The organism is Collinsella phocaeensis (assembly GCF_900119895.1).
GTDB classification, from domain to species: Bacteria; Actinomycetota; Coriobacteriia; order Coriobacteriales; family Coriobacteriaceae; genus Collinsella; species Collinsella phocaeensis.
Window position 1 is genome coordinate 1424756 of sequence record NZ_FQLR01000004.1, and the last position, 21686, is coordinate 1446441.

The 21686-nt window shown below is 66.7% G+C and carries 21 protein-coding genes; 19 read left to right on the plus strand and 2 right to left on the minus strand.

Annotated features, from left to right (window positions below; all coding sequences use genetic code 11):
* The 8 genes from BQ7355_RS08195 to BQ7355_RS08230 all read left to right on the plus strand — a co-directional run bounded on the left by BQ7355_RS08195 (position 1) and on the right by BQ7355_RS08230 (position 8809).
* Entirely contained in the window at positions 1-756 is a 756-nt protein-coding gene (locus tag BQ7355_RS08195; RefSeq protein WP_072415735.1) for an ABC transporter ATP-binding protein, read from the plus strand.
* Between the two features lie 188 nt (positions 757-944).
* Positions 945-2852, plus strand: a complete 1908-nt coding sequence (locus BQ7355_RS08200; RefSeq protein WP_072415736.1) for a fructose-1,6-bisphosphatase — start codon at positions 945-947, stop codon at positions 2850-2852.
* Positions 2853-2996: 144 nt separating this feature from the next.
* On the plus strand, positions 2997-3431 hold the full coding sequence (locus BQ7355_RS08205) for a GtrA family protein (protein WP_162840631.1): 435 nt from the start codon (positions 2997-2999) through the stop codon (positions 3429-3431).
* A 514-nt stretch (positions 3432-3945) separates the two neighbouring features.
* A complete protein-coding gene (locus BQ7355_RS08210; protein WP_072415737.1) occupies positions 3946-4509 on the plus strand; it encodes a hypothetical protein in 564 nt (187 codons plus the stop codon).
* Positions 4510-4586: 77 nt separating this feature from the next.
* Positions 4587-5141: a hypothetical protein gene (locus BQ7355_RS08215; protein ID WP_143761795.1), complete on the plus strand. Its 555-nt coding sequence runs from the start codon at positions 4587-4589 to the stop codon at positions 5139-5141.
* Between the two features lie 63 nt (positions 5142-5204).
* On the plus strand, positions 5205-6974 hold the full coding sequence (locus BQ7355_RS08220; RefSeq protein ID WP_072415739.1) for an ABC transporter ATP-binding protein: 1770 nt from the start codon (positions 5205-5207) through the stop codon (positions 6972-6974).
* Positions 6967-7713 (plus strand): energy-coupling factor transporter transmembrane component T family protein, encoded by a 747-nt coding sequence (locus tag BQ7355_RS08225; RefSeq protein WP_072415740.1) that lies wholly within the window; start codon positions 6967-6969, stop codon positions 7711-7713. The genes BQ7355_RS08220 and BQ7355_RS08225 overlap by 8 nt, the downstream gene beginning before the upstream one ends.
* A gap of 139 nt (positions 7714-7852) precedes the next feature.
* Entirely contained in the window at positions 7853-8809 is a 957-nt protein-coding gene (locus BQ7355_RS08230) for an RsmB/NOP family class I SAM-dependent RNA methyltransferase (RefSeq protein ID WP_072415741.1), read from the plus strand.
* On the opposite strand, the gene BQ7355_RS09180 is transcribed toward BQ7355_RS08230, so the two are convergent.
* Entirely contained in the window at positions 8806-8979 is a 174-nt protein-coding gene (locus BQ7355_RS09180) for a hypothetical protein (protein WP_159430453.1), read from the minus strand. The two genes, BQ7355_RS08230 and BQ7355_RS09180, sit on opposite strands and share 4 nt — an antisense overlap.
* A gap of 213 nt (positions 8980-9192) precedes the next feature.
* Between BQ7355_RS09180 and BQ7355_RS08235 the strand changes: the two genes are divergently transcribed.
* Positions 9193-10332 carry a hypothetical protein gene (locus BQ7355_RS08235; protein ID WP_072415742.1) on the plus strand — a complete coding sequence of 380 codons (1140 nt, stop codon included), beginning with the start codon at positions 9193-9195 and terminating at the stop codon, positions 10330-10332.
* A 342-nt stretch (positions 10333-10674) separates the two neighbouring features.
* Here BQ7355_RS08235 and BQ7355_RS08240 read toward each other — a convergent pair whose 3' ends face one another.
* Complete coding sequence (locus BQ7355_RS08240; RefSeq protein ID WP_072415743.1) at positions 10675-11145, minus strand: RrF2 family transcriptional regulator; 471 nt, start codon at positions 11143-11145, stop codon at positions 10675-10677.
* A 175-nt stretch (positions 11146-11320) separates the two neighbouring features.
* Here BQ7355_RS08240 and sufC point away from each other — a divergent pair, with 175 nt between their 5' ends.
* The 10 genes from sufC to BQ7355_RS08290 all read left to right on the plus strand — a co-directional run bounded on the left by sufC (position 11321) and on the right by BQ7355_RS08290 (position 21563).
* Positions 11321-12100: a Fe-S cluster assembly ATPase SufC gene (sufC, locus tag BQ7355_RS08245; RefSeq protein ID WP_072415744.1), complete on the plus strand. Its 780-nt coding sequence runs from the start codon at positions 11321-11323 to the stop codon at positions 12098-12100.
* Positions 12101-12111: 11 nt separating this feature from the next.
* On the plus strand, positions 12112-13524 hold the full coding sequence (gene sufB / locus BQ7355_RS08250; protein ID WP_072415745.1) for a Fe-S cluster assembly protein SufB: 1413 nt from the start codon (positions 12112-12114) through the stop codon (positions 13522-13524).
* Between the two features lie 160 nt (positions 13525-13684).
* A complete protein-coding gene (locus BQ7355_RS08255) occupies positions 13685-14932 on the plus strand; it encodes a SufB/SufD family protein (protein WP_240307357.1) in 1248 nt (415 codons plus the stop codon).
* A complete protein-coding gene (locus BQ7355_RS08260; protein WP_083581671.1) occupies positions 14929-16272 on the plus strand; it encodes an aminotransferase class V-fold PLP-dependent enzyme in 1344 nt (447 codons plus the stop codon). The genes BQ7355_RS08255 and BQ7355_RS08260 overlap by 4 nt, the downstream gene beginning before the upstream one ends.
* Before the next feature lie 236 nt (positions 16273-16508).
* Entirely contained in the window at positions 16509-16931 is a 423-nt protein-coding gene (gene sufU, locus BQ7355_RS08265) for a Fe-S cluster assembly sulfur transfer protein SufU (RefSeq protein WP_072415746.1), read from the plus strand.
* A 59-nt stretch (positions 16932-16990) separates the two neighbouring features.
* Positions 16991-17644 (plus strand): ABC transporter permease, encoded by a 654-nt coding sequence (locus tag BQ7355_RS08270; protein WP_072415747.1) that lies wholly within the window; start codon positions 16991-16993, stop codon positions 17642-17644.
* A 73-nt stretch (positions 17645-17717) separates the two neighbouring features.
* Complete coding sequence (locus tag BQ7355_RS08275; RefSeq protein ID WP_072415748.1) at positions 17718-18620, plus strand: glycine betaine ABC transporter substrate-binding protein; 903 nt, start codon at positions 17718-17720, stop codon at positions 18618-18620.
* 52 nt (positions 18621-18672) lie between these two features.
* Complete coding sequence (locus tag BQ7355_RS08280; protein ID WP_072415749.1) at positions 18673-19410, plus strand: ABC transporter ATP-binding protein; 738 nt, start codon at positions 18673-18675, stop codon at positions 19408-19410.
* Positions 19407-20045, plus strand: coding sequence for an ABC transporter permease (locus tag BQ7355_RS08285; protein WP_240307358.1), 639 nt, complete (start codon positions 19407-19409; stop codon positions 20043-20045). The genes BQ7355_RS08280 and BQ7355_RS08285 overlap by 4 nt, the downstream gene beginning before the upstream one ends.
* A 144-nt stretch (positions 20046-20189) precedes the next feature.
* The gene (locus BQ7355_RS08290) at positions 20190-21563 is read left to right on the plus strand and encodes a lysylphosphatidylglycerol synthase transmembrane domain-containing protein (protein ID WP_240307359.1); all 1374 of its coding nucleotides are present in this window, start codon (positions 20190-20192) and stop codon (positions 21561-21563) included.
* Positions 21564-21686: the final 123 nt, after the last annotated feature.

Consider the following 21686-nt stretch of genomic DNA (forward strand, 5'->3'; position numbering starts at 1 on the left):
ATGGCATCGACCACCGCCCCCGAGTACGCCGTCGAGGTCAACGACGTCTCGATGGTCTTCAACATGGCCTCCGAGCAACTCAACTCCCTCAAGGAGTACTTCATCAAGCTGATGCGCCACGAGCTGTTCTTCAGCGAGTTCCGCGCACTCAAGCACATCTCCTTCAAGGTCCGCCCCGGTGAGGTCGTGGGGCTTGTGGGCACCAACGGCTCCGGCAAGTCGACGATGCTCAAGATCATCGCCGGCGTCCTCGAGGCGAGCGAGGGGACCTGCATCGTCCGCGGCAACATCGCGCCGCTCATCGAGCTCGGCGCCGGCTTCGACCTCGAGCTGACCGCTCGCGAGAACATCTACCTCAACGGCGCGCTCCTGGGCTATACGAAGGATTTCATCGACGGCCATCTCGACGAGATCGTCGAGTTCGCCGAACTGCGCGACTTCATGGACATGCCGCTCAAGAACTACTCCAGCGGCATGGTCGCGCGCATCGCCTTCGCCATCGCAACGATCACCGAGCCCGACATCCTCATCGTCGATGAGACGCTCTCCGTCGGCGACGTGTTCTTCCAGGAGAAGTGCGAGCGCCGCATCCGACACTTCATCGAATCCGGCAACGTCACCGTGCTCTTCGTCTCGCACTCGCTCGAGCAGGTCGAGCGCATCTGCCAGCGCGCCGTGTGGATCGAGCGCGGCGACCTGCGCATGGACGGCCCCGTGCACGAGGTCTGCGAGGCCTATCGCAACCAGTTCGCCTAATCGGTCGCCCCCTCGCTTCACAAGGGACTCCTCATGGGCCCGGGCGCACCGCGAGCGCCCGGGCCCTTCCGTACACCGAAAGTAACGACCTCCTCCACAGGTCCTCGACAACCATGGACCATACTGGTCTGCGTGAACAGATATCACATGGCGTCGCCGCCCGCCGGCGCCGGCAAGGAGGACCACCCATGGTTGCCCAAGAACGGACCGAGCAGACTCTGAAGTACCTCACGCTGCTCTCGCATCAGTTCCCCAATCAGCAAGCGGTCTTCACGGAGATCATCAACCTCCAGGCCATCCTCAACCTACCCAAGGGCACCGAGCACTTCATGAGCGACCTGCACGGCGAGTACGAGGCGTTCATGCACATCCTCAACAACTGCTCCGGCGTGGTCCGCGAGCATGTCGACGAGATCTTCGGCGACGAGCTGACCTCCGAGCAGAAGGGCGAGCTCTGCACGCTCATCTACTACCCGAGCGAGAAGATCGCCCGCGTGCGCGCCGCGCGCCTCGACTCCCCTTCCTGGTACAAGGAGAACCTCGACAACCTGATCCAGATCGCCCGCGCGCTCTCGAGCCGCTACACGCGCTCCAAGGTCCGCAAGGCCATCCCGCATGACTACGCCTACATCATCGACGAGCTGCTGCACACGCATCCCGACGAGAACAACTACCGCGTGCGGTACCACGAGCGCATCATCGACTCCATCCTCGAGACCGCATCCGCCGACGACTTCATCCGCTCGCTCTCGGCTCTCATCAAGCGCCTCGCCGTCGATCACCTGCACCTCGTCGGAGACGTGTTCGACCGCGGCGGCGGCGCAGCGAAGATCATGGACAGCCTGATGGAGTACCACTCCCTCGACATCCAGTGGGGAAACCACGACATCCTGTGGATGGGTGCGGCCGCGGGCGAGCCCGCCTGCATCGTGAGCGTGCTCCGCAACAACCTGCGCTACGACAACTACGAGATCCTGGAGAACGACTACGGCATCTCGCTGCGCGAGCTCGTCGCGTTCGCCGACCGGACCTATCGGGAGGACGATGGGCGCTCCCCTCTCATCAAGGCCATCAACGTGCTGCTCTTCAAGCTCGAGGGGCAGATCATCGCGCGCCATCCGGAATTCGACATGGAAGACCGCCTGCTGCTGGACAAGATCGACGTCGACCGCGGAACCGTCTCCATCGCCGGCACCGAGCACGCCCTCAACACCCGGGACTTCCCCACCCTCGATCCCGCGCATCCGTACCGTCTGACCGAGGACGAGCAGCGCATCGTCGACAAGCTCGTCTACGAGTTCACCAGCGACGACCGCCTCAGCCGCCACGTGGAGTTCCTGTACAGCCACGGCTCGATCTACCTCGCGCGCAACGGCAACCTCCTGTTCCACGGCTGCGTCCCCATGAACGAGGACGGAACGTTCTCGAGCATGAACTGCATGGGCACCTGGCGCGCCGGCAAGGACTATCTGGACTTCTGCGACCGCATAGCCCGCAAGGCCTGGCGCGACCGCGACCAAGAGGCCCTCGACTGGATGTGGTACCTGTGGATCGGCTTCAAATCGCCCATCTCGGGCCGCGTCGTCAAGACCTTCGAGCGCTCCTATATCGATGACAGGTCCACCTGGGAGGAGCCCATGGACCCCTACTTCGAGCTGACGCACGACATCTACGCATGCGATGCGATCATGCGGGAATTCGGGCTCATGCCCGGCTACGGCCACATCATCAACGGGCACACGCCCGTCAAGACCAAGAAGGGCGAGCAGCCCATCCGGGCAGACGGCCGCCTGCTCGTCATCGACGGCGGATTCTGCCAGGCCTACCACCCCAAGACGGGCATCGCGGGCTATACGCTCATCTCGAGTTCTCGCGGCATGCGCCTGAAGGCGCACGAGGCGTTCAAGAGCGTCGAGGAGGCGCTCACCCGCAATGCCGACATCCAGAGCGAGACCAACCGCTTCGACGTCGCCACGCGGCGGCTCATGGTCTCCGACACCGATACGGGCGAAGTCATCCGGGGGCAGATCAACGATCTGCGGTTGCTGCTCGACGCCTACCGCAACGGCACGATCGCGGAGCGCCGCCTGCGATAGCCCTTACCGCTTGAACCGAGGCGCGCGATGCGGAATGCGCCCGATTGTGGGCGCATTCTGATGACTTGGCGGGATCTGGTACGGCACCTTACATTCTCTTTGCATATGGGATAGAGTGGTTGCGCTCGACGAGCCGAGTTGTCCATGGGAAACCGTACCGAGGAGGAGCACGTGCGCGCAGCGCTCAGCAGCACCGCGACGAAGCAGTTCGGCAGATTCGCCGTCGTGGGCCTGGTCTCCCTCGCCGTCGAATACTCCCTCCTGCTGTACATGGTCGAGGTCCAGAGCATCAACTACCTGGTCGCCACCACCATTTCGTTTTTCGCCTCCGTCGTGGTGAACTACCTCCTGTCCATGCGGTACGTGTTCGAGCGCCGCGAGGACATCAGCCGCAAGCGCGAGTTCACGATTTTCGCCGTCCTCTCCGCCATCGGCCTCGGACTCAACGACCTGTACATGTTCATCGGCGTCGGCGTGCTCAACATCGGCTACCAAGCGATGAAGCTCATCTCCACGTTCTTCGTGACGTGGTACAACTTCTTCTCCCGTCGTCGATTCCTGGACGCCGGCAAGGCATAGGACCGCCAAGCGGACCGGCTCGACCGGTCCGCTTATTTCAACTCGTGGAGGTCGCAACGGTCCGCTCGCGAGGCGAGCGCGGCGCGCGCCAGGCGGAATCCGGGCATCGCCGCGCTGTGCGACGGTCGCGCGTCGGCGAACCGCCGGAATTGCGGCGCGCACGGAAAGGCATGGCATGGCGTAACAGGGTCGAAATGTTCACTGCCGTCATCGCCTGATGTCTTTACTGTGCTATAGTGCACATCGACGCGGAAAGCACCGCGTCTTGACGATTGACCTCGCTCACGCAGAAAGGAGCCACCAAGATGATCTCGAACGTTTCCGTTTCCCTCAACAACTGGTGGTGGCGTGATGCGATTGCGGTCGGTCGACTGTAGGCTCCCTCACGCCTGTTTTCATCAGCATTCGTGAAGCCTCCGGTTTGACCGGGGGCTTTTTTGCTGTCTCGCAGCAGCGAACGCCCCCCCCCCGGCCCCGCATCGCATCGCGCCCGCATCCATCGAAAGGAAGCGCCATGGACACCCCGACCACCCAGCCCCGCACCGTCTCGACTTCTCAGCAGGAGGGCGGCCTCGACATCCGCTCCCTCGTCCTGCTCGCCATCCTGCTCGCCGCCGGGTTCATCCTCAACTTCACCGTCGGCCGCGCGATCTCGAGCGTCTCCGGCGGCCTCATCAGCCCCGAGTTCATCATCTCCGCCTTCTGCCTCACCATCCTCATCGTCCGCCCGAGTGCGGCCCAGGCCCTCGCCATCGGCCTCATCTCGGCCGCCGTCATCCAGGTGACCACCACCTCCCCGTTCATCGACTTCGCCGCCGAAGGCGTCGCGGCCGTCGTCATGGCGCTCATCGTCAAGGCGGGCATGCGCGTCGGCGGCGAGAAGCTCGTCCCGCTCGTGGGGACCTTCGTCACGACCGTCCTGTCCGGTCTCGTCTTCATGGTGATCAAGATGGCCCTCATCGGCGCGGTCATGGAGCTCGCCGCCGCCATGGTGCCCGTCATCGTGGCGACCGCCGTGTTCAACGCCATCCTCGTCCAAGCGCTCTACATCCCGCTGCGCCGCGTCCTCAAGGCTTAAAGGGGCCAGGCGAAGGCCCCTTTAAGCCTCACCCATCAACCGCCATCTCGAACCCTGACATGAGCCAGGAGCCATCCATGGACATCGATCCCAGCACCCAGGCGCGCACCGTCGCCTCCCCCATCCGCCGCGAAGCCGCCATCGGCTCGCTCGTCCTGCTCGCCGTCCTGCTCGCCGCCGGCTTCATCCTCAACCTGACCGTCGGCAACGCGCTCGCCGCCACCGGCATCAAGCCGCAGTTCATCATCTCGGCCTACACGCTCGCCATCCTGCTCACGAGTGCCGACGTGAGCCAGGCGGCCGTCTTCGGCCTCATCTCCGCCGCCGTGATCCAGTTCTCCACGTCCATCCCCGGGCTCAACTTCGCCACGGAACTCGCAGGGGCGACGTGCGCCGCCCTGATCGGACGGGCGGGCCTGCGCATCGCCGGGCGCGACGTGACGCCCCTGGCGGCGGGCGGCCTCGCCACGCTCGTCTCCGGCACTCTCTTCGCCGTCGCCGGAACCCTGCTCATGGGCGCCGCGCTCCCCACCGTGCTGGTGAAGGTCCCGCTCGTGCTGGGAACCGCCGTCTTCAACGCGCTGGTCGTCCAGTGCCTCAGCGCCCCGCTGCGCGCCGCGCTCAACCGATAGCCCCGCCCCGCGCCCCGACCGCACGATGCGGCCGGGGCGGCTCCGTCCATCAGGAAGGCCTCCATGGAACCGATCATCAGCATCGAACACGTTACGTTCCGCTATGCGGACGCCACCGACCCCGCGCTCGTCGACATCGACCTCTCCATATCCGAGGGAAGCGTCGTCGGCGTCGTCGCGGCGGCGGGCGCCGGCAAGTCGACCCTCGCGGCGCTGCTCTCGGGAGCCGCGCCGCACCACTATGCCGGCGAGTTCTTCGGCGCCGTCCGCATCGCGGGCGCAGACACCTGCGACGTCTCGCTGACCGACATCTCGCGCACGGTCGCAAGCGTCAGCCAGGACATCGATGCCCAGATGGTCGCATCCGTCGTCGAGGACGAGATCCTGTTCGGCCTCGAGAACTTCGGCGTGCCACACGATGAGATCGAGGGCAGGCTCGTCAGCGCGCTCGAGAACGTGGGCATCGCCGATCTCCGCGACCGTGAGATCGCGACGCTCTCGGGCGGCCAGAAGCAGAAAGTCGCCATCGCCGCCGCCCTCGCCCTTCGGCCCCGCGTGCTCGTGCTCGACGAACCCACCGCCGCGCTCGACCCCGTCAGCTCCCGTTCGGTTTTCGAGACCCTGCGGCGCGTCAACCGCGATCACGGCGTCACCGTCATCGTGATCGAGCAGGCAGTCGCCCTGCTGTCCGCCTATTGCGACCGCGTCGTCGTGCTCGATCACGGACGCGTCGCCCTCGACGGCGGCCCGCGCGAGGTCTTCGCGCAAGGCACGCGGCTGCGCCGGATCGGTGTCGACAGCCCACGGTGCGCGCGCATCTCCAACAGTCTCGCTGCGGAAGGAATCCTCGAGGATCCCCTTCCGGCCCTCGACGTGGCATCGGCGCTCGCGCAGATCGATCGGATCCTGCGCGCCCACGGGGTCGAGCCCGAGCCCCGCGCGACGGGCGCGGCGCGACCCCGCGTCCGCACCGCGGCGGGAGCAGGCGAGCCGGGCCCCGCTCCGCGCCCCGCGGTCCTGGAGCTGTCCGGCGTGGATTTCCGCTATCCTGCGGGCGGAGCCGGGGTGAGCGACCTCGCGCTCACAGTGCGCGCCGGCGAGATCATGGGCGTCGTTGGCCAGAACGGAGCGGGCAAGACCACCCTCACCAAGCTCGTCAACGGCCTGCTCAAACCCTCGCGCGGCAGCGTCGTCGCGGCCGGCATGGATACCGTCTCCGTCCCCGTCTCGAAACTCGCGACCCGCGTCGCCACGCTCTTCCAGAACCCGGACCGGCAGCTCTGCCAAAACACCGTCCTCGACGAAGTCGCCTTCGGGCTCATGCTGCACGGCACGCCGCGCGACGAGGCCCTGGAGCGCGCCCGGGCGGTCATCGACCGTTTCGGCCTTCCGGCTGCGGAAGCCCCCTTCTCGCTGTCGCGCGGCCAGCGCCAGCTGGTCGCCCTCGCGAGCACGGTCGTCCTCGACCCGGCCCTGGTGATCCTCGACGAGCCCACGAGCGGACTCGACTACCGTGAATGCATGACCGTCATGGGGACCGTTCGCGAGATGGCGGAGCGCGGCTGCGGCGTGCTCATGGTCTGCCACGACATGGAGGTCGTCTCGGATTTCGCCGACCGGATCGCGGTCATGGCAGACGGCCGCATGCTCGCTTGCGGCCCCTCGCACGAGATCTTCTCCGACGCCGACCTCATGGCGCGCGCCTCGATTGCGCCCCCGAACGTGATCGACCTGGCCGCACGGCTTGCCGCCGAGGGCTATACCGCCTTCGCCGGCATCGAAGAGGTGTCGGGGATCGTCGACACCGTGAAGGAGCTGATCTTCCATGACTAACGTCATCGACTACCTTCCGGGCGAAACCGTCCTGCACCGCCTGAACCCGGTCGCCAAGCTCGCGCTCGCCGCATGCATCATCCTTGCGACCTTTCTGGCCCAAAGCTTCCCCGCGCTCGTGGGGCTGCTCGCGCTCACGCTCTGCATGGGCGCCTACGCAGGATCCCTCGAACGTCTTCTCGCGCTGCTCAAAGTGCTCGTTCCGCTCGGCGTCCTCATGCTCGTCCTGCAGACGCTCTTCGTGCGCACGGGGACCCCGCTCGCGCTCGGCATCACCGACGAGGGGCTCGCGTCCGGAGCGCGCACGGCGCTGCGGCTGCTCGGCGTGGCGCTTCCGCTCATCCTCATGCTCACGGTCACGAAGCTCAACGACCTCGCCAACGCATGCGTCGAGGTGCTCCACGTGCCCTACCGCTACGCCTTCACCTTCACCACCGCGCTGCGCTTCGTCCCGGTCTTCTCCCAGGAGATGAACGCGATCATGGAGGCGCAGACCGCGCGCGGGGTGGAGTACGACACCCGAAACCCCATCAAGAAGCTGCGCCTCATGCTGCCGCTCTGCGTGCCCCTGCTTATCTCGAGCGTCGGCAAGACCGACGCCTGCGCGCTCGCGGCCGAGCAGCGCGGCTTCTACCTCAGGACGCGTGCGAGCAGCTACAAGCGCTACCCCCTGCGCGCCCTCGATGCCGGGGCGCTGGCGCTTGGCGTCGCGCTCGTTGCGGCCGCAGCGCTCCTGTAGCAGCCCGCACCCCCGCGCCGCATCCGCGCAAACGGATGCGGCGGCGCGGCCGCAGGGCCACCAAGCCGCGCGACGTGCCGAGCGGCCGGTCTTTCGCTACTATTGAAACCCCTAAGCGAACGAACCGTCCGGAGGGACCATGAACGAATCCATCGATCGCGCCGAGTCGATTCCGGCGTTTCTCGTCGAAGCCGTCGAGGAGGCCTACGGAACCGATGACGCGCGGCGTGCGCTCGAAGGCATGCGCGACGCGGCCGAGCGGCCCGTCACGCTGCGCGCGAACACCCTGAAGGCGACTGCCGACGAGGTCGCACGCGCCCTGGATCGGGCATCCATCGCCTATGAGCGGTGCCCATGGTATGAAGAGGCGTTCGTTCTCGACGCCGTGCGTGAACGGGCCGTCTGGGACCTCGATATCTATCGGGACGGCAAGGTCTACCTCCAAAGCCTGTCCTCCATGCTGCCCCCGCTCGCGCTCGGACCCCGGCCCGGCGCCGACATCCTCGACATGTGCGCGGCGCCCGGCGGCAAGACGAGCCAGATAGCGGCCATGCTGGGCGGGGCAGCGCGCCTCACCGCCTGCGAGATGAATGGCCCGCGCGCCGAGAAGCTGACCTACAACCTGGCCAAACTGGATGCAAGGAACGTGCAGGTCATGCACTGCGACGCACGCAAGCTGGACACATTTTTCTCGTTCGACCAGATCCTGCTCGACGCGCCCTGCACGGGCAGCGGCACCATAAGGGCGGGAGATGCCCGCGCGGCGCGCCATATGGACGCAAGGAGCCTCGAGCGCAGCACCCGCGCGCAACGCGCCCTGCTCGACCGCGCCCTGCGCGTACTCAAGCCCGGCGGAGAGCTGCTCTACTCCACATGCTCGATCCTTCCCGCCGAAAACGAGGAGCAGGTCGCGACCGCGCTGGCGCGGCATCGCGACTGCGAGATCGTCCCCATCGCGCTCGAGGGGGACTGGGAGACGCTCCCCTGCGGCGTCGAGGGAGCGCTCGTCGTCTGCCCGTCCCGTGAGTTTGAGGGCTTCTTCATGGCGAAGATGCGAAAGGACGCCAAGCCGGGGAACAGGGCGCGCCGGTCCTAGGCGCGACGGCGTCCTCCCGGGGCGCCCGCGGAACCGCCGCGCAGGGCGTCGAGCTCGCGCCGGCGCTCCCGTCGGCCCTTCACGGCGGCGACGATGCCGTAGAGCGCCGCCGCCACGCAGATCGCACCCAGGCAGAGAAGCACCGGCGTTGCTATTTCCATGATGCCCATACCGCTCACCGTCCTCATCGTTCACGCGCGGGCGCGAACGGGTATCGTAGTTGCTTCCGAAGAAGCCTAGCAGATTGACCGGACGCGCCGCACGCGGCGCACCACGCCGCAAAACCCACGCATCCTTCCGCACGCCAGTGGCCGCGCCGCGTGAAGCCGACGCGGGCCGAGGCGTTGCGGCCATCTACGACTCTGTGTACTGAGGAGGTCACCATGAGCGATGAGATCGAAACGACGTCGGGCGCCGATGCGCCGCAGAAGGCTCCCGCAAGCCCTGCCGCAACCGAAACCGGCGGCACGGTATCCGATGTGTGGGAGATTCCCTGCACCTCGGCGCCCGAGGCATGCGGGGAGGCGGACGCCGAGGCCTGCGCCGGCGAGCCCGGCCACGCCCCCGTCACCGTGCCCGCCGAGGTCCCGGAGGACATCATGGCGACCATAGACTTCTCCGAGGTCGACCTCGACCCCGCCCTCACCAGCGCCCCGCACGCCGTCACCCCCATGGGGGTCCTGCCCATGGAGCCCTCCCCCATCGAGGGACATCTGCGCAAGGCCGCCATCCGCGTCCCCTACGAGATCGAGGAGGTCGGGGGCTTCACGCTCTTCGGCCGTCGCATCCAGTCCATGATCTACTCCACCGACGTGGCCGTCATCCGCAACTCGAACGCCGACGCCGTGTTCGCGGTCTACCCGTTCACCGCCCAGCCCGCGATCACGCAGGCCCTGCTCACCGCCGCCGAGTGCCCCGTCTTCGTGGGCGTGGGCGGAGGCACCACCACCGGCAAGCGCTCGGTGCAGCTCGCCGCGGTATCTGAGATGCAGGGCGCGGCGGGCGTCATCGTCAACTCCCCCGCATCGCCCGAGATGGTCGAGCAGATCGTCGCCATGGTCGACATCCCCGTGATCGCGACGGTCGTGCGCTGCGACGCCACCGCCCACGCGAAGGTGCGGGCGGGTGCGAAGATCCTGAACGTCGCCGCCGGCAAGGACACGCCGGAGGTGCTGCGCCAGCTGCGCGAGCACTATCCCAACATCCCGCTCATCGCCCCGGGCGGCAAGACCCCGGAATCCATCCGCGAGACCATCGCTGCCGGCGCCAACGCCATCATCTGGACGCCGCCCTCGGCGCAGATGCTCCAAGCCGACATGATGCTTCGCTACCGCAAGCAGGCAGACGCAGGCGAGGCGCCCGTCGTCTCGATCGACCCGGTTTCGGCAGGCGAGGTCAACCCGCTCGATAACGTCCGCCCCGACGTCGCCTTCCCCGACGAGGTCATCGAACGGGTCGCGGCGACCGCGGAGCGCGCCCAGAAGCGCCGCCGCCTGCTCTTCGCGCGCGGACGCAAACGCTAGCGCACTCGGAGGCCGGCCTTGCGCGACCTCGACGCATCCCCGCGCTCATCGCAGAGGGGCCTCAGGCGCCGCCGTCGCGTCCGACGCCGATCTCTCACCCCCGAAGTGAGTGGCAGGCATCGGGAATATCGCACGAGGTGCCTCCTCAACGGTACTGAATGCAGCATCTTCCCAGATGGGCGCTCCATCGCAGTGGAGCGCCCATCCGCGTCTCAGGAACCATCCACTCACTTCAAGGGGTAGAGCCCGAGATGCGCTTGCGAACGTGTCGACCAGGGGGCCGAAAAGGCACGTCGAGGTCGACGCCAGGCAGAGTCTGAAACGTGATGAGACGAAGGGCCCTCAGGCGTCCGCGCCCGGGTCCCCGGCGCCACCGAAGGCGGACGCATCGATATGGATGTCGAGCTCGGGCACATGGGCCAGGTCGGCGAGCGAGACACCGTCGACGTACGCATCGATGGCGGCCTCGAGCCCCGTCCAGAACTTGACCGTGGAGCAGAGGTCCGCACGACCGCACGAGCCCTCGAGCCCGTCGCAGGCGACGGCGGCCGTGGAGCCCTCCGCCGCTCGCAGGATCTCGCCCGCGCTGATATCGCCCGCCGGGCGGGCGAGCATGTAGCCGCCACCCTTGCCGCGCACGCTGCGCAGCAGGCCCGCGGCCATGAGCGGGCGGACGAGCTGCTCGAGATATTTGAGCGAGATGCTCTCGCGCTCGGCGACCTCGCGCAGGGCGATCTTGCCCTCATCGTCGCCGAACGCGGCGATGAAAATCATGAGGCGCAGCGCGTAGCGCCCCTTAGAGGAAATGAGCACGTCTGCCTCCCTCGATTCATGTCGGCGCCCCACGCGGCCCATGCCGTCGCTTAATCTTAGTGGAGCACTCGGGTTAAAGCTTGACTCATGCGCGGTTCATCTTATCCTTAATCCGAGAGAATTCCTAGAGATTAGCCGCCTCGGCTCTGATCGAACCATTCGAGAGGGGACCTCGATGTCAACGAACCCGCTGCTCAGCATCAACAACCTTACAGCATCCGTCGACGAGAAGACCATTCTGCACGGCATTGACCTCAATGTCGCGCCCGGCGAGACCCATGTCCTCATGGGCCCCAACGGCGCCGGCAAGTCCACCATGGGCCATGTCATCATGGGCGACCCGGTCTACACCGTGAACGAGGGCTCCATAACCTTCGACGGCGCCGATATCACCGAGCTCACGCCCGACAAGCGCTCCCGCGCCGGCCTCTTCCTCTCCTTCCAGGCGCCCGTGGAGATCCCCGGCGTGCCGCTGTCCAGCTTCCTGCGCGCGCAGATCGCCGGGCGCCCCGGCCTCGAGATGCGCGGCAAGGAGTTCCGTCGCCGCGTGAAGGAGCTCGCCGCCGAGCTCAGCATGGACACCGCCTATCTCAACCGCGAGCTGGGTGTCGGCTTCTCCGGCGGAGAGAAGAAGAAGGTCGAGATGCTGCAGCTGCTGCTGCTCCAACCCAAGCTCGCCGTCCTCGACGAGACCGACTCGGGACTCGACGTCGATGCGCTCGGCGTGGTGTCGCGCGGCATGGACGCCTACCGCAAGGCCACCGACGGCTCGCTGATCATCATCACCCACAACACGCGCATCCTCGAGCACCTCGAGGTCGACCGCGTCCACGTCATGGTCGACGGACGCATCGTCCGCGAAGACGACGCGTCCCTCATCCCCTGGATCGACGCGAACGGCTTCGACTCCTTCGAGCGCGAGGCCGCCGCGGCCGCCGCGGGCGAGACCCGCTAGGAGGTCCATCCATGGCAAAGAACCGCACCGAGGTCGCGGACATCGACCGCAGCCTCTACGATTTCTCCTACGGGGAGGAAGGCTTCGAGCGCCTGGACGCCGGCCTCACCCCCGACATCGTGACCGAGATATCGCAGCGCAAGAACGAGCCGCGGTGGATGCTCGACCTGCGCCTCAAGTCCCTCGAGATCTACCATCGCATGCCCAACCCCACCTGGGGCCCCGGCATCGAAGGCCTCGACATGGACAACATCGTCACGTACGTGAAGCCCAACACCGAGCAGAAGAACGACTGGGACTCCGTGCCCGACGACATCAAGGACACCTTCGAGCGCCTGGGCATCCCCGAGGCCGAGCGCAGCTACCTGGCCGGCGTGGGCGCGCAGTACGACTCCGAGCTCGTGTACCACAACATGCAGGACACCGCCGCCAAGATGGGCATCGTCTACTCCGGCATCGAGGAGGCGCTGCACGAGCCCAAGTGGGAGGCGATCATCCGCGAGAAGTTCATGACGCTCATCCCGCCCACCGACCACAAGTTCGCCGCGCTGCACGGCGCCGTGTGGTCCGGCGGCTCCTTCGTCTACGTGCCGAAGGGCGTCAAGCTCGACTTCCCGCTGCAGAGCTACTTCCGCCTGAACGCCAAGGGCGCCGGCCAGTTCGAGCACACGCTCATCGTGGTCGAGGACGATGCCGACCTGCACTTCATCGAGGGCTGCTCCGCGCCCAAGTACAACGTCGCCAACCTGCACGCCGGCGCCGTCGAGCTCTTCGTGGGCAAACGCGCCCACTTGCGCTACTCGACCATCGAGAACTGGTCGAAGAACATGTACAACCTCAACACCAAGCGCGCGCGATGCGAGGAGGAGGGCGAGATCGAGTGGATCTCGGGCTCCTTCGGCAGCCACGTGGGCTACCTCTACCCCATGAGCGTGCTCGCCGGCCGCAAGAGCCGCTCGAACTTCACCGGCATCACCTTCGCCGGCACCGGCCAGAACCTGGACACGGGCTGCAAGGTCGTGCTCGGCGCTCCGGACACCACCGCCACGGTCGAGACCAAGTCGATCTCCAAGGGCGGCGGCATCTCCACGTTCCGCAGTTCCATCGTGGCCACGCCGGCCGCTGAGGGCGCCGCAGCGAGCGTGTCCTGCCAATCGCTCATGCTCGACGACATCTCGCGCTCCGACACCATCCCGGCGATGGACATCCGAGCCAAGAACGTCGACATCGGCCACGAGGCCACGATCGGCCGCATCGGCGACGACAAGATCTTCTACCTCATGAGCCGCGGCATCTCCGAGGAGGAGGCCCGCACCATGATCGTCAACGGATTTGCGAACCCCGTCTCCAAGGAGCTTCCCCTCGAGTACGCGGTCGAGATGAACAACCTGATCAAGCTCGAGATGGAAGGGGCGATCGGATAATGGCCCCGCTACTGCAAAATGCTACGGCCTTTCACAGTGCCCCAGATTGGCGCAAAAGAGGAGCCCGCACGCCTCGCGTGCGGCGGGCGACGATTGAGCGCCAAGGTGGGGTGCTGTGGGTGGCCGATGGGATGAGGTCGATAAAATGAAGATGCCAGGTATGACCATCAAGCACGCATCCGCGATGCCCGCGCCCACCTGGAGCTGGCTCAAGATGAACAACGTGAAGATCGAGATCCCCGACGGCCTGGAGCGCAACTGCCAGGTCGAGATCGACGCGGGCGATGCGCTCGACAACGCCGCGAGCTTCGAAGGCTCCGTGGCGAGCCTGCAGGAGCGCATGGACGCCGCGCGCGCCGAGGCGCCCGCCGACGGCCGCGCCATGATCGACGCCGCGACCGGGGCCGACCGCGGTGCCGAGAAGCTCGACGTCCCCGCGCTGTCCGCCTACGAGCACCGCGCCGTGCGTTCCGAGATCGCCTGCGATATCGCGAGCGATTTCGAGACCGGCGTGGGCACCGATATACGCGCCTACCTCAACTTCCTCGCAGGCGGCACCGCCGTGCTCGCCGCCGAGGAGGACGAGGACGCCGAGGCCGCGATCCGCGTCACCACCCGTGCAGGCGAGGCGTCGGGCGCCAGCGTCGACATCGTCGCGGCGCCGAGGTCGACCTTCTCCGTCACGCTCTCCCTCGACAGCTCCGCCGACGCCCCCTCGTTCATGGGATCCACCATGCGCGTGTTCGCCGACCGGGGCGCGCGCGTGGACATCACGGTGTACCTCACCGCCTCCGACGCCGTGACCTGCGTCGAGGACTCCGGCTTCGTGCTGGCAGAGGACGCGCGCGTGACCGTGCGCCATGTGGTGCTGGGCGGAGCCTTCACCGCGACGGGTCTTTCCGCCGACCTGCGCGGAGACCGCTCCCGCATCGACGTCGATACGAGCTATCTCGCCTCCGGCGCGCAGCAACGCGACTTCAACTACGTCATCCGACATCGCGGCCGCAAGACCGTCTCCAACATGGACGCCAACGGCGTACTCACCGGCATCTCGAAGAAGTGCCTGCGCGGCACCATCGACCTCGTCCACGGGGCCAAGGGCGCCGAGGGCAACGAGCGCGAGACCGTGCTGCTCGCGAGCAGGGGCGTGGACAACAAGACCATCCCCAACATCCTGTGCGACGAGGACGACGTCGCGGGCAACCACGGCGCCACCATCGGCCACGTGCGCCCAGAGCAGCTCTTCTACGCCGCCTGCCGCGGCCTGTCCCAGGAACAGACCGAGGCGCTGTTCCTGTCCGCGAAACTCGAGGACGCCGCCCTGCGCGCGCCCGACGAAGCCGTCCGCGCGAACGTCGTGCGTCTCGGCAACCAGATCATCCCGCATTTCGAGGAGGAGATCGCATGATCGATACCGAGAACGTGACGTGCGACACCTGCACGGCTCCATCTGAATTCATCTTCGACGCATCCGACGAGATCAGCCGCGGCTGGCCGCGCGTCGACATCGACATCAACCCCTTCAAGGGCGATTTCCCCCTGCTCTCCCAGCACCCCGAGATCGCCTTCCTCGACAGCGGCGCCACCGCCCAGCGTCCGGCTTGCGTGCTCGAAGCCCAGAAGCGCTTTTACGAGACCATGAACGCCAACCCGCTGCGCGGCCTGTACTCCCTCTCCGTCGAGGCGACCGAGGCCATCGCGCGCGTCCGCGCCCAGATCGCAGGGCTCATCGGCGCCGTGGACGAACGCGGACGCGCCCGCGCGAATGAGATCGTCTTCTGCCGCAACGCCAGCGAGGCGCTGAATATCGTGGCGAAGGGCTTCGCGCCGCACGTGCTCGAACCCGGCGACGAGGTGGTCATCTCCATCATGGAGCATCATTCCAACCTCATTCCCTGGCAGCAGGTCTGCCGCGAGACGGGGGCGAAGCTCGTCTATCTCTACCCCACCAAGACCGGACGCATCACCGACGAGGAGATCGCCGCGAAGATCGGATCCAAGACCAAGATCGTTTCCTGCGGACACATCTCCAACGTGCTCGGCGTCGAGAACCCCATCGCCAAGCTGGCCGCGGCGGCGCATGCCAACGGCGCGTACATGGTGGTCGACGCCGCCCAGTCCATTCCCCACATGGCGCTGGATGTGAACGCCCTCGATGCGGACTTCCTCGCCTTCTCCGCCCATAAGGCCCTCGGCCCCATGGGCGTCGGCGTGCTTTGGGGGCGCCACGAGCTCCTCGACGCGACCGATCCCGTCTACACCGGCGGCGAGATGATCGATTCGGTAACCGAGCAGGACGCCGTCTGGGCACCCGTTCCCGAGAAGTTCGAGGCGGGCACGCAGGATGCCGCGGGCATCTACGCCACCGGCACCGCCCTTGACTACCTCGTGGACCGCGTGGGCTACGAGACCGTCCGAGAGCGCGAAGCGGCGCTCGTCCACTACGCGATGAGCCGCATGGTGGAGCTCCCCTACGTCGACATCATCGGTTCGATCTACTGGGACCAGCACCACGGCGCCATCAGCTTCAACGTGCGCGGCATCCATCCGCACGACGTCGCAAGCATCATGGACATGGACGGCGTCTGCATCAGGGCGGGCCATCACTGCGCGCAGCCGCTCCTCACCTGGCTGGGCGTGGAGAACCTCGCCTGCTGCCGCTTGAGCGTTGCCTTCTACAACGACAAGCACGACATCGACCAGTTCATCGAAAGCCTCGATCACGTCTGGCACGTCTTCAACGGATAGGCCGCACCGGGCGGAGACGCCCGCCTCAGATTCGGGACAGGCACCGATTTGAGGCGGGCGATTTCGGGGTGAGAGCCTGCGTGCGCCCCTGCAAGTGCAGCTTTCGCTCCACGGCGCATGCCTCAAATTAATGCCTGCCCCCCTTCTGAGTACCATGCCTCCAGGAAGGCGCCTCAGAAAAGTGCCTGTCCCCTTTTTGAGAGTTCGCCGAGGGCCAGCAGACGAAAGGAACCCCCATGGGAAACCTCTACACCTCAACGACCTTCATGGAGCACAGCTCCCACCCCGACTACAAGTACGAGATGGCCGCGCCCACCCATACGCACGACGGCATCAACCCGAGCTGCGGCGACGAGCTCACCCTCTCGCTGCGCGTGGAAGACGGCGTCGTCGAGGAGGCCGCGTTCACCGGCCACGGCTGCGCGATCAGCCAGGCGTCCGCCGACATCATGGCAGAGCTCATCACCGGCGAGAGCGTCGAGGAGGCCAAACGGCTCTCCGCGCTCTTCCTCGCCATGATCCGCGGCGAGGAGCTCTCCGAGGACGACTTCGAGGACCTCGACGAGGCCGCCCAGCTGAAAGACATCTCCCATATGCCTGCGCGCGTGAAGTGCGCCGAGCTGGCCTGGCGCACGCTCGACGGCATGCTGGCCGAATAGCGCGACCACCCAACACGCGACCTGATATGAAGGGTCGCCATGCCACCATTGGAGCATCTTTGATCGAACAGGTCGCGACATATTTCACCGAGCACGGAGGGTCGTGGCTCCAGATGCTCATGGAGCATCTGGCCATCAGCGGCATCGCCCTGCTCGCCGCAGCCGCGCTCGCCATCCCCCTCGGAGTCCTCTGCAGCTCGCGCGCTTGGACCGAGCGCGCGGCGACGGGCGTCGCCAGCGTGCTCCGCGTCGTCCCGAGCCTGGCCGTCCTCATCCTGTGCGTACCGTACCTCGGCGTCGGAACGCTTCCCGCGGTCGTCGCGCTCACCGTGCTCGCGATCCCGCCCATCCTCATCAACACGGCCGTCGCGTTCCGCGGCGTGCCCGCGAGCGCCCTCGAGGCGGGACGCGCCATGGGGATGTCGCCCCTCCAGCTCTTCTGCACCGTGCGGGCACCGCTGGCGCTCCCCGTCGCGTTCGCGGGCGTCCGCACCGCCGCGAGCGAGGTCGTGGCCTCCGCATCCCTCGCCGCCTATATCGGCGCCGGCGGGCTCGGCGTCCTCATCTACACCGGAATCGGAGCCATGCGCTTCGACCTGCTGTGGATCGGCGGCCTCTCGGTCGCCGGCCTGTCCCTTGTCGTGAATCGCGCCCTCGCAGCCATCGACGCCCGCATGCGCCGCTGGCAGACCGTCGGAGCGCCCGCGCACTAGCCTCGTGGCGTCTCCCCTGCGCACGGGAGACGCCACGAAGACCCCTCTGCACCTCGCCACCGAAAGGAACCATATGGCTGCATCCATCACGCGTCGCGGAGCCCTCTCTCTTATTGGCACCGCAGCACTATCGTTTACGGGCCTGACCGCGCTTCCCGGCTGCTCCGGCAAGAACGCCGCCGCCGTGACTGTGGGCTCCAAGTCCTTCACCGAGGGCGTCATCCTCTCCGAGCTGTACGCGCTCGCGCTCGAGGACGCCGGCATCCCCGTCGAGCGCGCCTTCGAGATCTCGGGCTCCCTCATCCACGCCGCGCTCGTAGAGGGCGATATCGACCTCTACCCCGAATACACAGGCACCGGCCTCATCTCCGTCCTGCAGATGGAGCCCATAACCAATCCCGACCAGGTGTACGACACCGTGAAGGACGAGTACGCCAAGCAGTTCGACCTGGTCTGGCTCGCCAAGTCCGAGGCGGCGGACGACCAGGGCCTCGTCATCCGCACCGAGGCGGCGAAGAAGTTCGGCATCAAGACCATCTCCGACCTCCAGGCCCACGCGAGCGAGCTGCGCTTCGCCAGCCAGGGCCAGTTCGACGAGCGGTCCGACGGGCTGCCCGCGCTCGAGGCGACCTACGGCCCCTTCGACTGGGCGGAGCACGAGGTCTACGACGAGGGCCTGAAGTACCAGGTCCTCGAGAACGACCAGGCCGACGTCACGCCCGCCTACACCACCGAGGCCCAGCTCACGAACGACGCCTTCACCCTGCTCGAGGACGACAAGCACGTCTGGCCGCCCTACAACGTCGCCCCCGTCGTGCGCCGCGAGGTCCTCGAGGCGCACCCCGAGATCGAAGACGCGCTGGCCCGCGTGGACGACGCCCTCACCACCGAGAAGCTCACCGAGCTGAACGCCCGCGTCGACACCGACAAGGAGGAGTACGAGGACGTCGCCCGCGATTTCTTCGAGACCCTGTAGCCCCGACATGCGGGGCCGGCGTCGCGGCCCCTTTCTCGAACAGAGGAGCACCATGACCCCTGCGGTTGAATTCATTGACGTCACCAAGCGGTTTCCAGGAGCCGCCGCGCCCGCTTTGGACCACGTCGACCTCGCCATCGAACCCGGAGAGCTCGTCTGCGTTCTCGGAACGTCCGGAGGCGGCAAGACGACGCTCATCAAGCTCATCAACCGCCTGCACGAGGCGGACGAGGGAAGCGTGCGCGTAAACGGGGTCGACGTGCGCGACGTGGACGCCATCGAGCTGCGACGCGGTATCGGCTATGTCATCCAGCAGTCAGGGCTCTTTCCGCACATGACGGTGGCCGACAACATCGCATGTGTCCCCAAGATCCTGAAGTGGGACCGCGCGCGCATCGACAAGCGCGTGGACGACCTGCTCGAACTCGTGCACCTCGCCCCGCACGAGTTCCGGGACCGCTACCCCGCGCAGCTATCCGGTGGACAGCAGCAGCGCGTCGGCCTCGCGCGCGGGCTCGCCGCCGAGCCCGACATCATGCTTCTCGACGAGCCGTTCGGCGCCGTCGACGCGATCACCCGCAAAAGCCTTCAGAACGAGCTGCTCCGCATTCACCGCTCCAGCGGAAAGACCTTTATCTTCGTGACGCACGATGTCGCCGAGGCGCTCAGGCTCGCCACGAAGGTCCTCGTCATGGATGCGGGCCGGGTGCAGCAGTACGGAACGCCCGAAGAGCTCCTGCAACGCCCCGCGACGCCCTTCGTCGCCGAGCTGTTCGGAGCGCGCACATGATGGAGACGATCTCCTACCTCATCTCCCATGCCGACCTCTTCCTCGAGGCGACGGTCGAGCACGCCGCGCTCGTCGCCTCGACGCTCCTTATCGCGAGCGCCGTGGCGGCCGCGATCACATTGGCCTGCCTGCAATCGAGGCGCGCCGCGAACGCTGCGGTCGAGCTCCTCGGCGCCTTCTACTCCATCCCCAGCATCGCGCTGTTCGCCCTCCTCATTCCCCTCACGGGCCTCGGCGAGACGACCGCGGTCATCGTGATGGTCGCGTACTGCCAATTCATCCTCGTCCGCAACGCGCTCGAGGGCCTGAACGGCATCGACCCCGCCATCATAGAGGCTTCCCGGGGCCTTGGGATGACCCCTGCGCAGACGCTCCTCCGCATCCGACTCCCCCTCGCGGCGCCCGCCATCATAGCAGGGCTCCGCATGGCGGCAATATCCTGCGTGGGCATCGCCACCGTCGCGGCCACCATCAACGCCGGAGGGCTCGGGAGCGTGCTCTTCAGCGGGCTGCGCACCCTCAACGTCCCGAAGATCCTCGGCGGAACCGTTTGCTGCGTCGCGCTCGCCCTTGCCATCGACGCCCTGCTGCGCACCGTCGAGCGGCTCGTCTTTGCACGTACCGGCCTTCGTTAGACGACAGTCGCGCCCGCTGCGCGACATGCTTTGACCTTCTGCCGTTCTTGTGCGATTCGCCTTCTCCGGCAGAACGGCGCAGTGACGGGTAAACTTCCTAGGTGTGCGCGCTTCCCGAGCGCCATGACCGCAACGGAGGCTAGGTTGGCACCCAACACCGAACACGACATGAAGCATCCCGATGCCGCCCAGGCATCCTCAGGCTCGTCCGCATCGAAGCGCCACGAGCGCACGGCGCCCCGCATCACCGTAGGCGACCGCACCTCCGCAAACGACCGCGAGGCGGACAGCTCCTCCATGAGGCAGGTCCGGACGACCTTCATCTTCCTCGGCTTCGTCGCAGTCGTCTATGTCGCCTACCTTATCCTGAGCGGCCAGGTCGACGACTTCTTCCGCGCGCTTTCCGGCGTCGACCCCCAGTGGCTGCTCTTCGGCACCATCTGCTTCCTGTGCTACTACGTCTTCGGCGTGCTCGCCTATACCGCGATCATCGTCGTGGACCATGACTCCCCGGTCGGCTTTCGCGACCTCATGAGCGTCGAGGCCTCCGGCGTCTTCTTCATGCGCCTCACCCCCGGCGGAGCGGGCGTCATCCCGTCCCAGATATACCGCCTCACCCGTGCCGGGCTGCCGCTTGCCGACGCCTCGGCCCTCCAGTTCGTGCGCTTCACGCTCTACGAGGCGGGCGAGGGCGTCTTCGCCGCCATCATGCTCCTGTTCTGCGGCGACTACTTCCTCAAGACGTTCGCCGACGTCACGATCTTGGGCCTCAACGTGACGTTTATCGGCATCTTCATGTTCGCCTACAAGTTCGTCCAGGTCGGCGGCGTGCTGCTGCTCTGCATACTCCCCGGCCCGATCCAGAAGCTCGGGCGCATCGGTCTCAAGATCGGACGCGCGCTCCATATCCTGAACGACGAGCGCTTCGAGCGCTACAGCGAGGTCGTCGAGACGCAGGTCTCCAACTTCTCCCAGGCGTTCAGGAGCGCCGCCTCGAACTGGCACGTGCTTCCCGTCGTGGAGCTGCTCACCCTGCTGCAGCTCGGCTGCATGTACGCCTTGCCGTATTTCGTGCTCCGCGCGTTCGGACTCGAGGCCGACCTCCTCATCTGCCTCGCCTCGGGATCCATGGTCGAGCTGCTCGTGAACGCCATCCCACTGCCGGGCGGCGCGGGCGGCGCCGAGGTAGGCTTCACGTACCTCTTTCGCGACATGTTCGGCTGGCACCTCTCCGCCGGCCTCGTTATCTGGCGCTCGATCGAGTACCTGCTGCCCGTCATCATCGCCGCCCCCTGCATGGGTATGCGCTCGACCACCGGCGAGAGCATCTACCACCGTTGGAACCGCCGCTTCGGCAACACGCGCCATCTCATCCGCGGCGATTGGAGCGGCATGAAGCGGCCGGCGGGGGTAACGTATCACCCGAAGGCGAAGAAGGCACCTTCCGCCTCCCAGCCGCTCGAACGCAACGGAGCGTCACGCGAGGAGACGGTCGCCGGACCCGACACCAAGGGCTGATGGTCGCCATGCATATGGATGCCATTCGAGACGAGGGTCGCCCGGCGGGACGGCCCTCGCCCTTTTCCCACAATTTCCCCTATCGCCCCTGACGTGCATCGGCCACCCGACAGCCCGACACCG

What these genes read in the sequence shown, in the direction of transcription:
- BQ7355_RS08195 (WP_072415735.1), top strand. Translation starts at nt 1, where the DNA reads ATGGCATCGACCACCGCCCCCGAGTACGCCGTCGAGGTCAACGACGTC.
- BQ7355_RS08200 (WP_072415736.1), top strand. Translation starts at nt 945, where the DNA reads ATGGTTGCCCAAGAACGGACCGAGCAGACTCTGAAGTACCTCACGCTG.
- BQ7355_RS08205 (WP_162840631.1), top strand. Translation starts at nt 2,997, where the DNA reads ATGGGAAACCGTACCGAGGAGGAGCACGTGCGCGCAGCGCTCAGCAGC.
- BQ7355_RS08210 (WP_072415737.1), top strand. Translation starts at nt 3,946, where the DNA reads ATGGACACCCCGACCACCCAGCCCCGCACCGTCTCGACTTCTCAGCAG.
- BQ7355_RS08215 (WP_143761795.1), top strand. Translation starts at nt 4,587, where the DNA reads ATGGACATCGATCCCAGCACCCAGGCGCGCACCGTCGCCTCCCCCATC.
- BQ7355_RS08220 (WP_072415739.1), top strand. Translation starts at nt 5,205, where the DNA reads ATGGAACCGATCATCAGCATCGAACACGTTACGTTCCGCTATGCGGAC.
- BQ7355_RS08225 (WP_072415740.1), top strand. Translation starts at nt 6,967, where the DNA reads ATGACTAACGTCATCGACTACCTTCCGGGCGAAACCGTCCTGCACCGC.
- BQ7355_RS08230 (WP_072415741.1), top strand. Translation starts at nt 7,853, where the DNA reads ATGAACGAATCCATCGATCGCGCCGAGTCGATTCCGGCGTTTCTCGTC.
- BQ7355_RS09180 (WP_159430453.1), bottom strand. Translation starts at nt 8,979, where the DNA reads ATGGGCATCATGGAAATAGCAACGCCGGTGCTTCTCTGCCTGGGTGCG.
- BQ7355_RS08235 (WP_072415742.1), top strand. Translation starts at nt 9,193, where the DNA reads ATGAGCGATGAGATCGAAACGACGTCGGGCGCCGATGCGCCGCAGAAG.
- sufC (WP_072415744.1), top strand. Translation starts at nt 11,321, where the DNA reads ATGTCAACGAACCCGCTGCTCAGCATCAACAACCTTACAGCATCCGTC.
- sufB (WP_072415745.1), top strand. Translation starts at nt 12,112, where the DNA reads ATGGCAAAGAACCGCACCGAGGTCGCGGACATCGACCGCAGCCTCTAC.
- BQ7355_RS08255 (WP_240307357.1), top strand. Translation starts at nt 13,685, where the DNA reads ATGACCATCAAGCACGCATCCGCGATGCCCGCGCCCACCTGGAGCTGG.
- BQ7355_RS08260 (WP_083581671.1), top strand. Translation starts at nt 14,929, where the DNA reads ATGATCGATACCGAGAACGTGACGTGCGACACCTGCACGGCTCCATCT.
- sufU (WP_072415746.1), top strand. Translation starts at nt 16,509, where the DNA reads ATGGGAAACCTCTACACCTCAACGACCTTCATGGAGCACAGCTCCCAC.
- BQ7355_RS08275 (WP_072415748.1), top strand. Translation starts at nt 17,718, where the DNA reads ATGGCTGCATCCATCACGCGTCGCGGAGCCCTCTCTCTTATTGGCACC.
- BQ7355_RS08280 (WP_072415749.1), top strand. Translation starts at nt 18,673, where the DNA reads ATGACCCCTGCGGTTGAATTCATTGACGTCACCAAGCGGTTTCCAGGA.
- BQ7355_RS08285 (WP_240307358.1), top strand. Translation starts at nt 19,407, where the DNA reads ATGATGGAGACGATCTCCTACCTCATCTCCCATGCCGACCTCTTCCTC.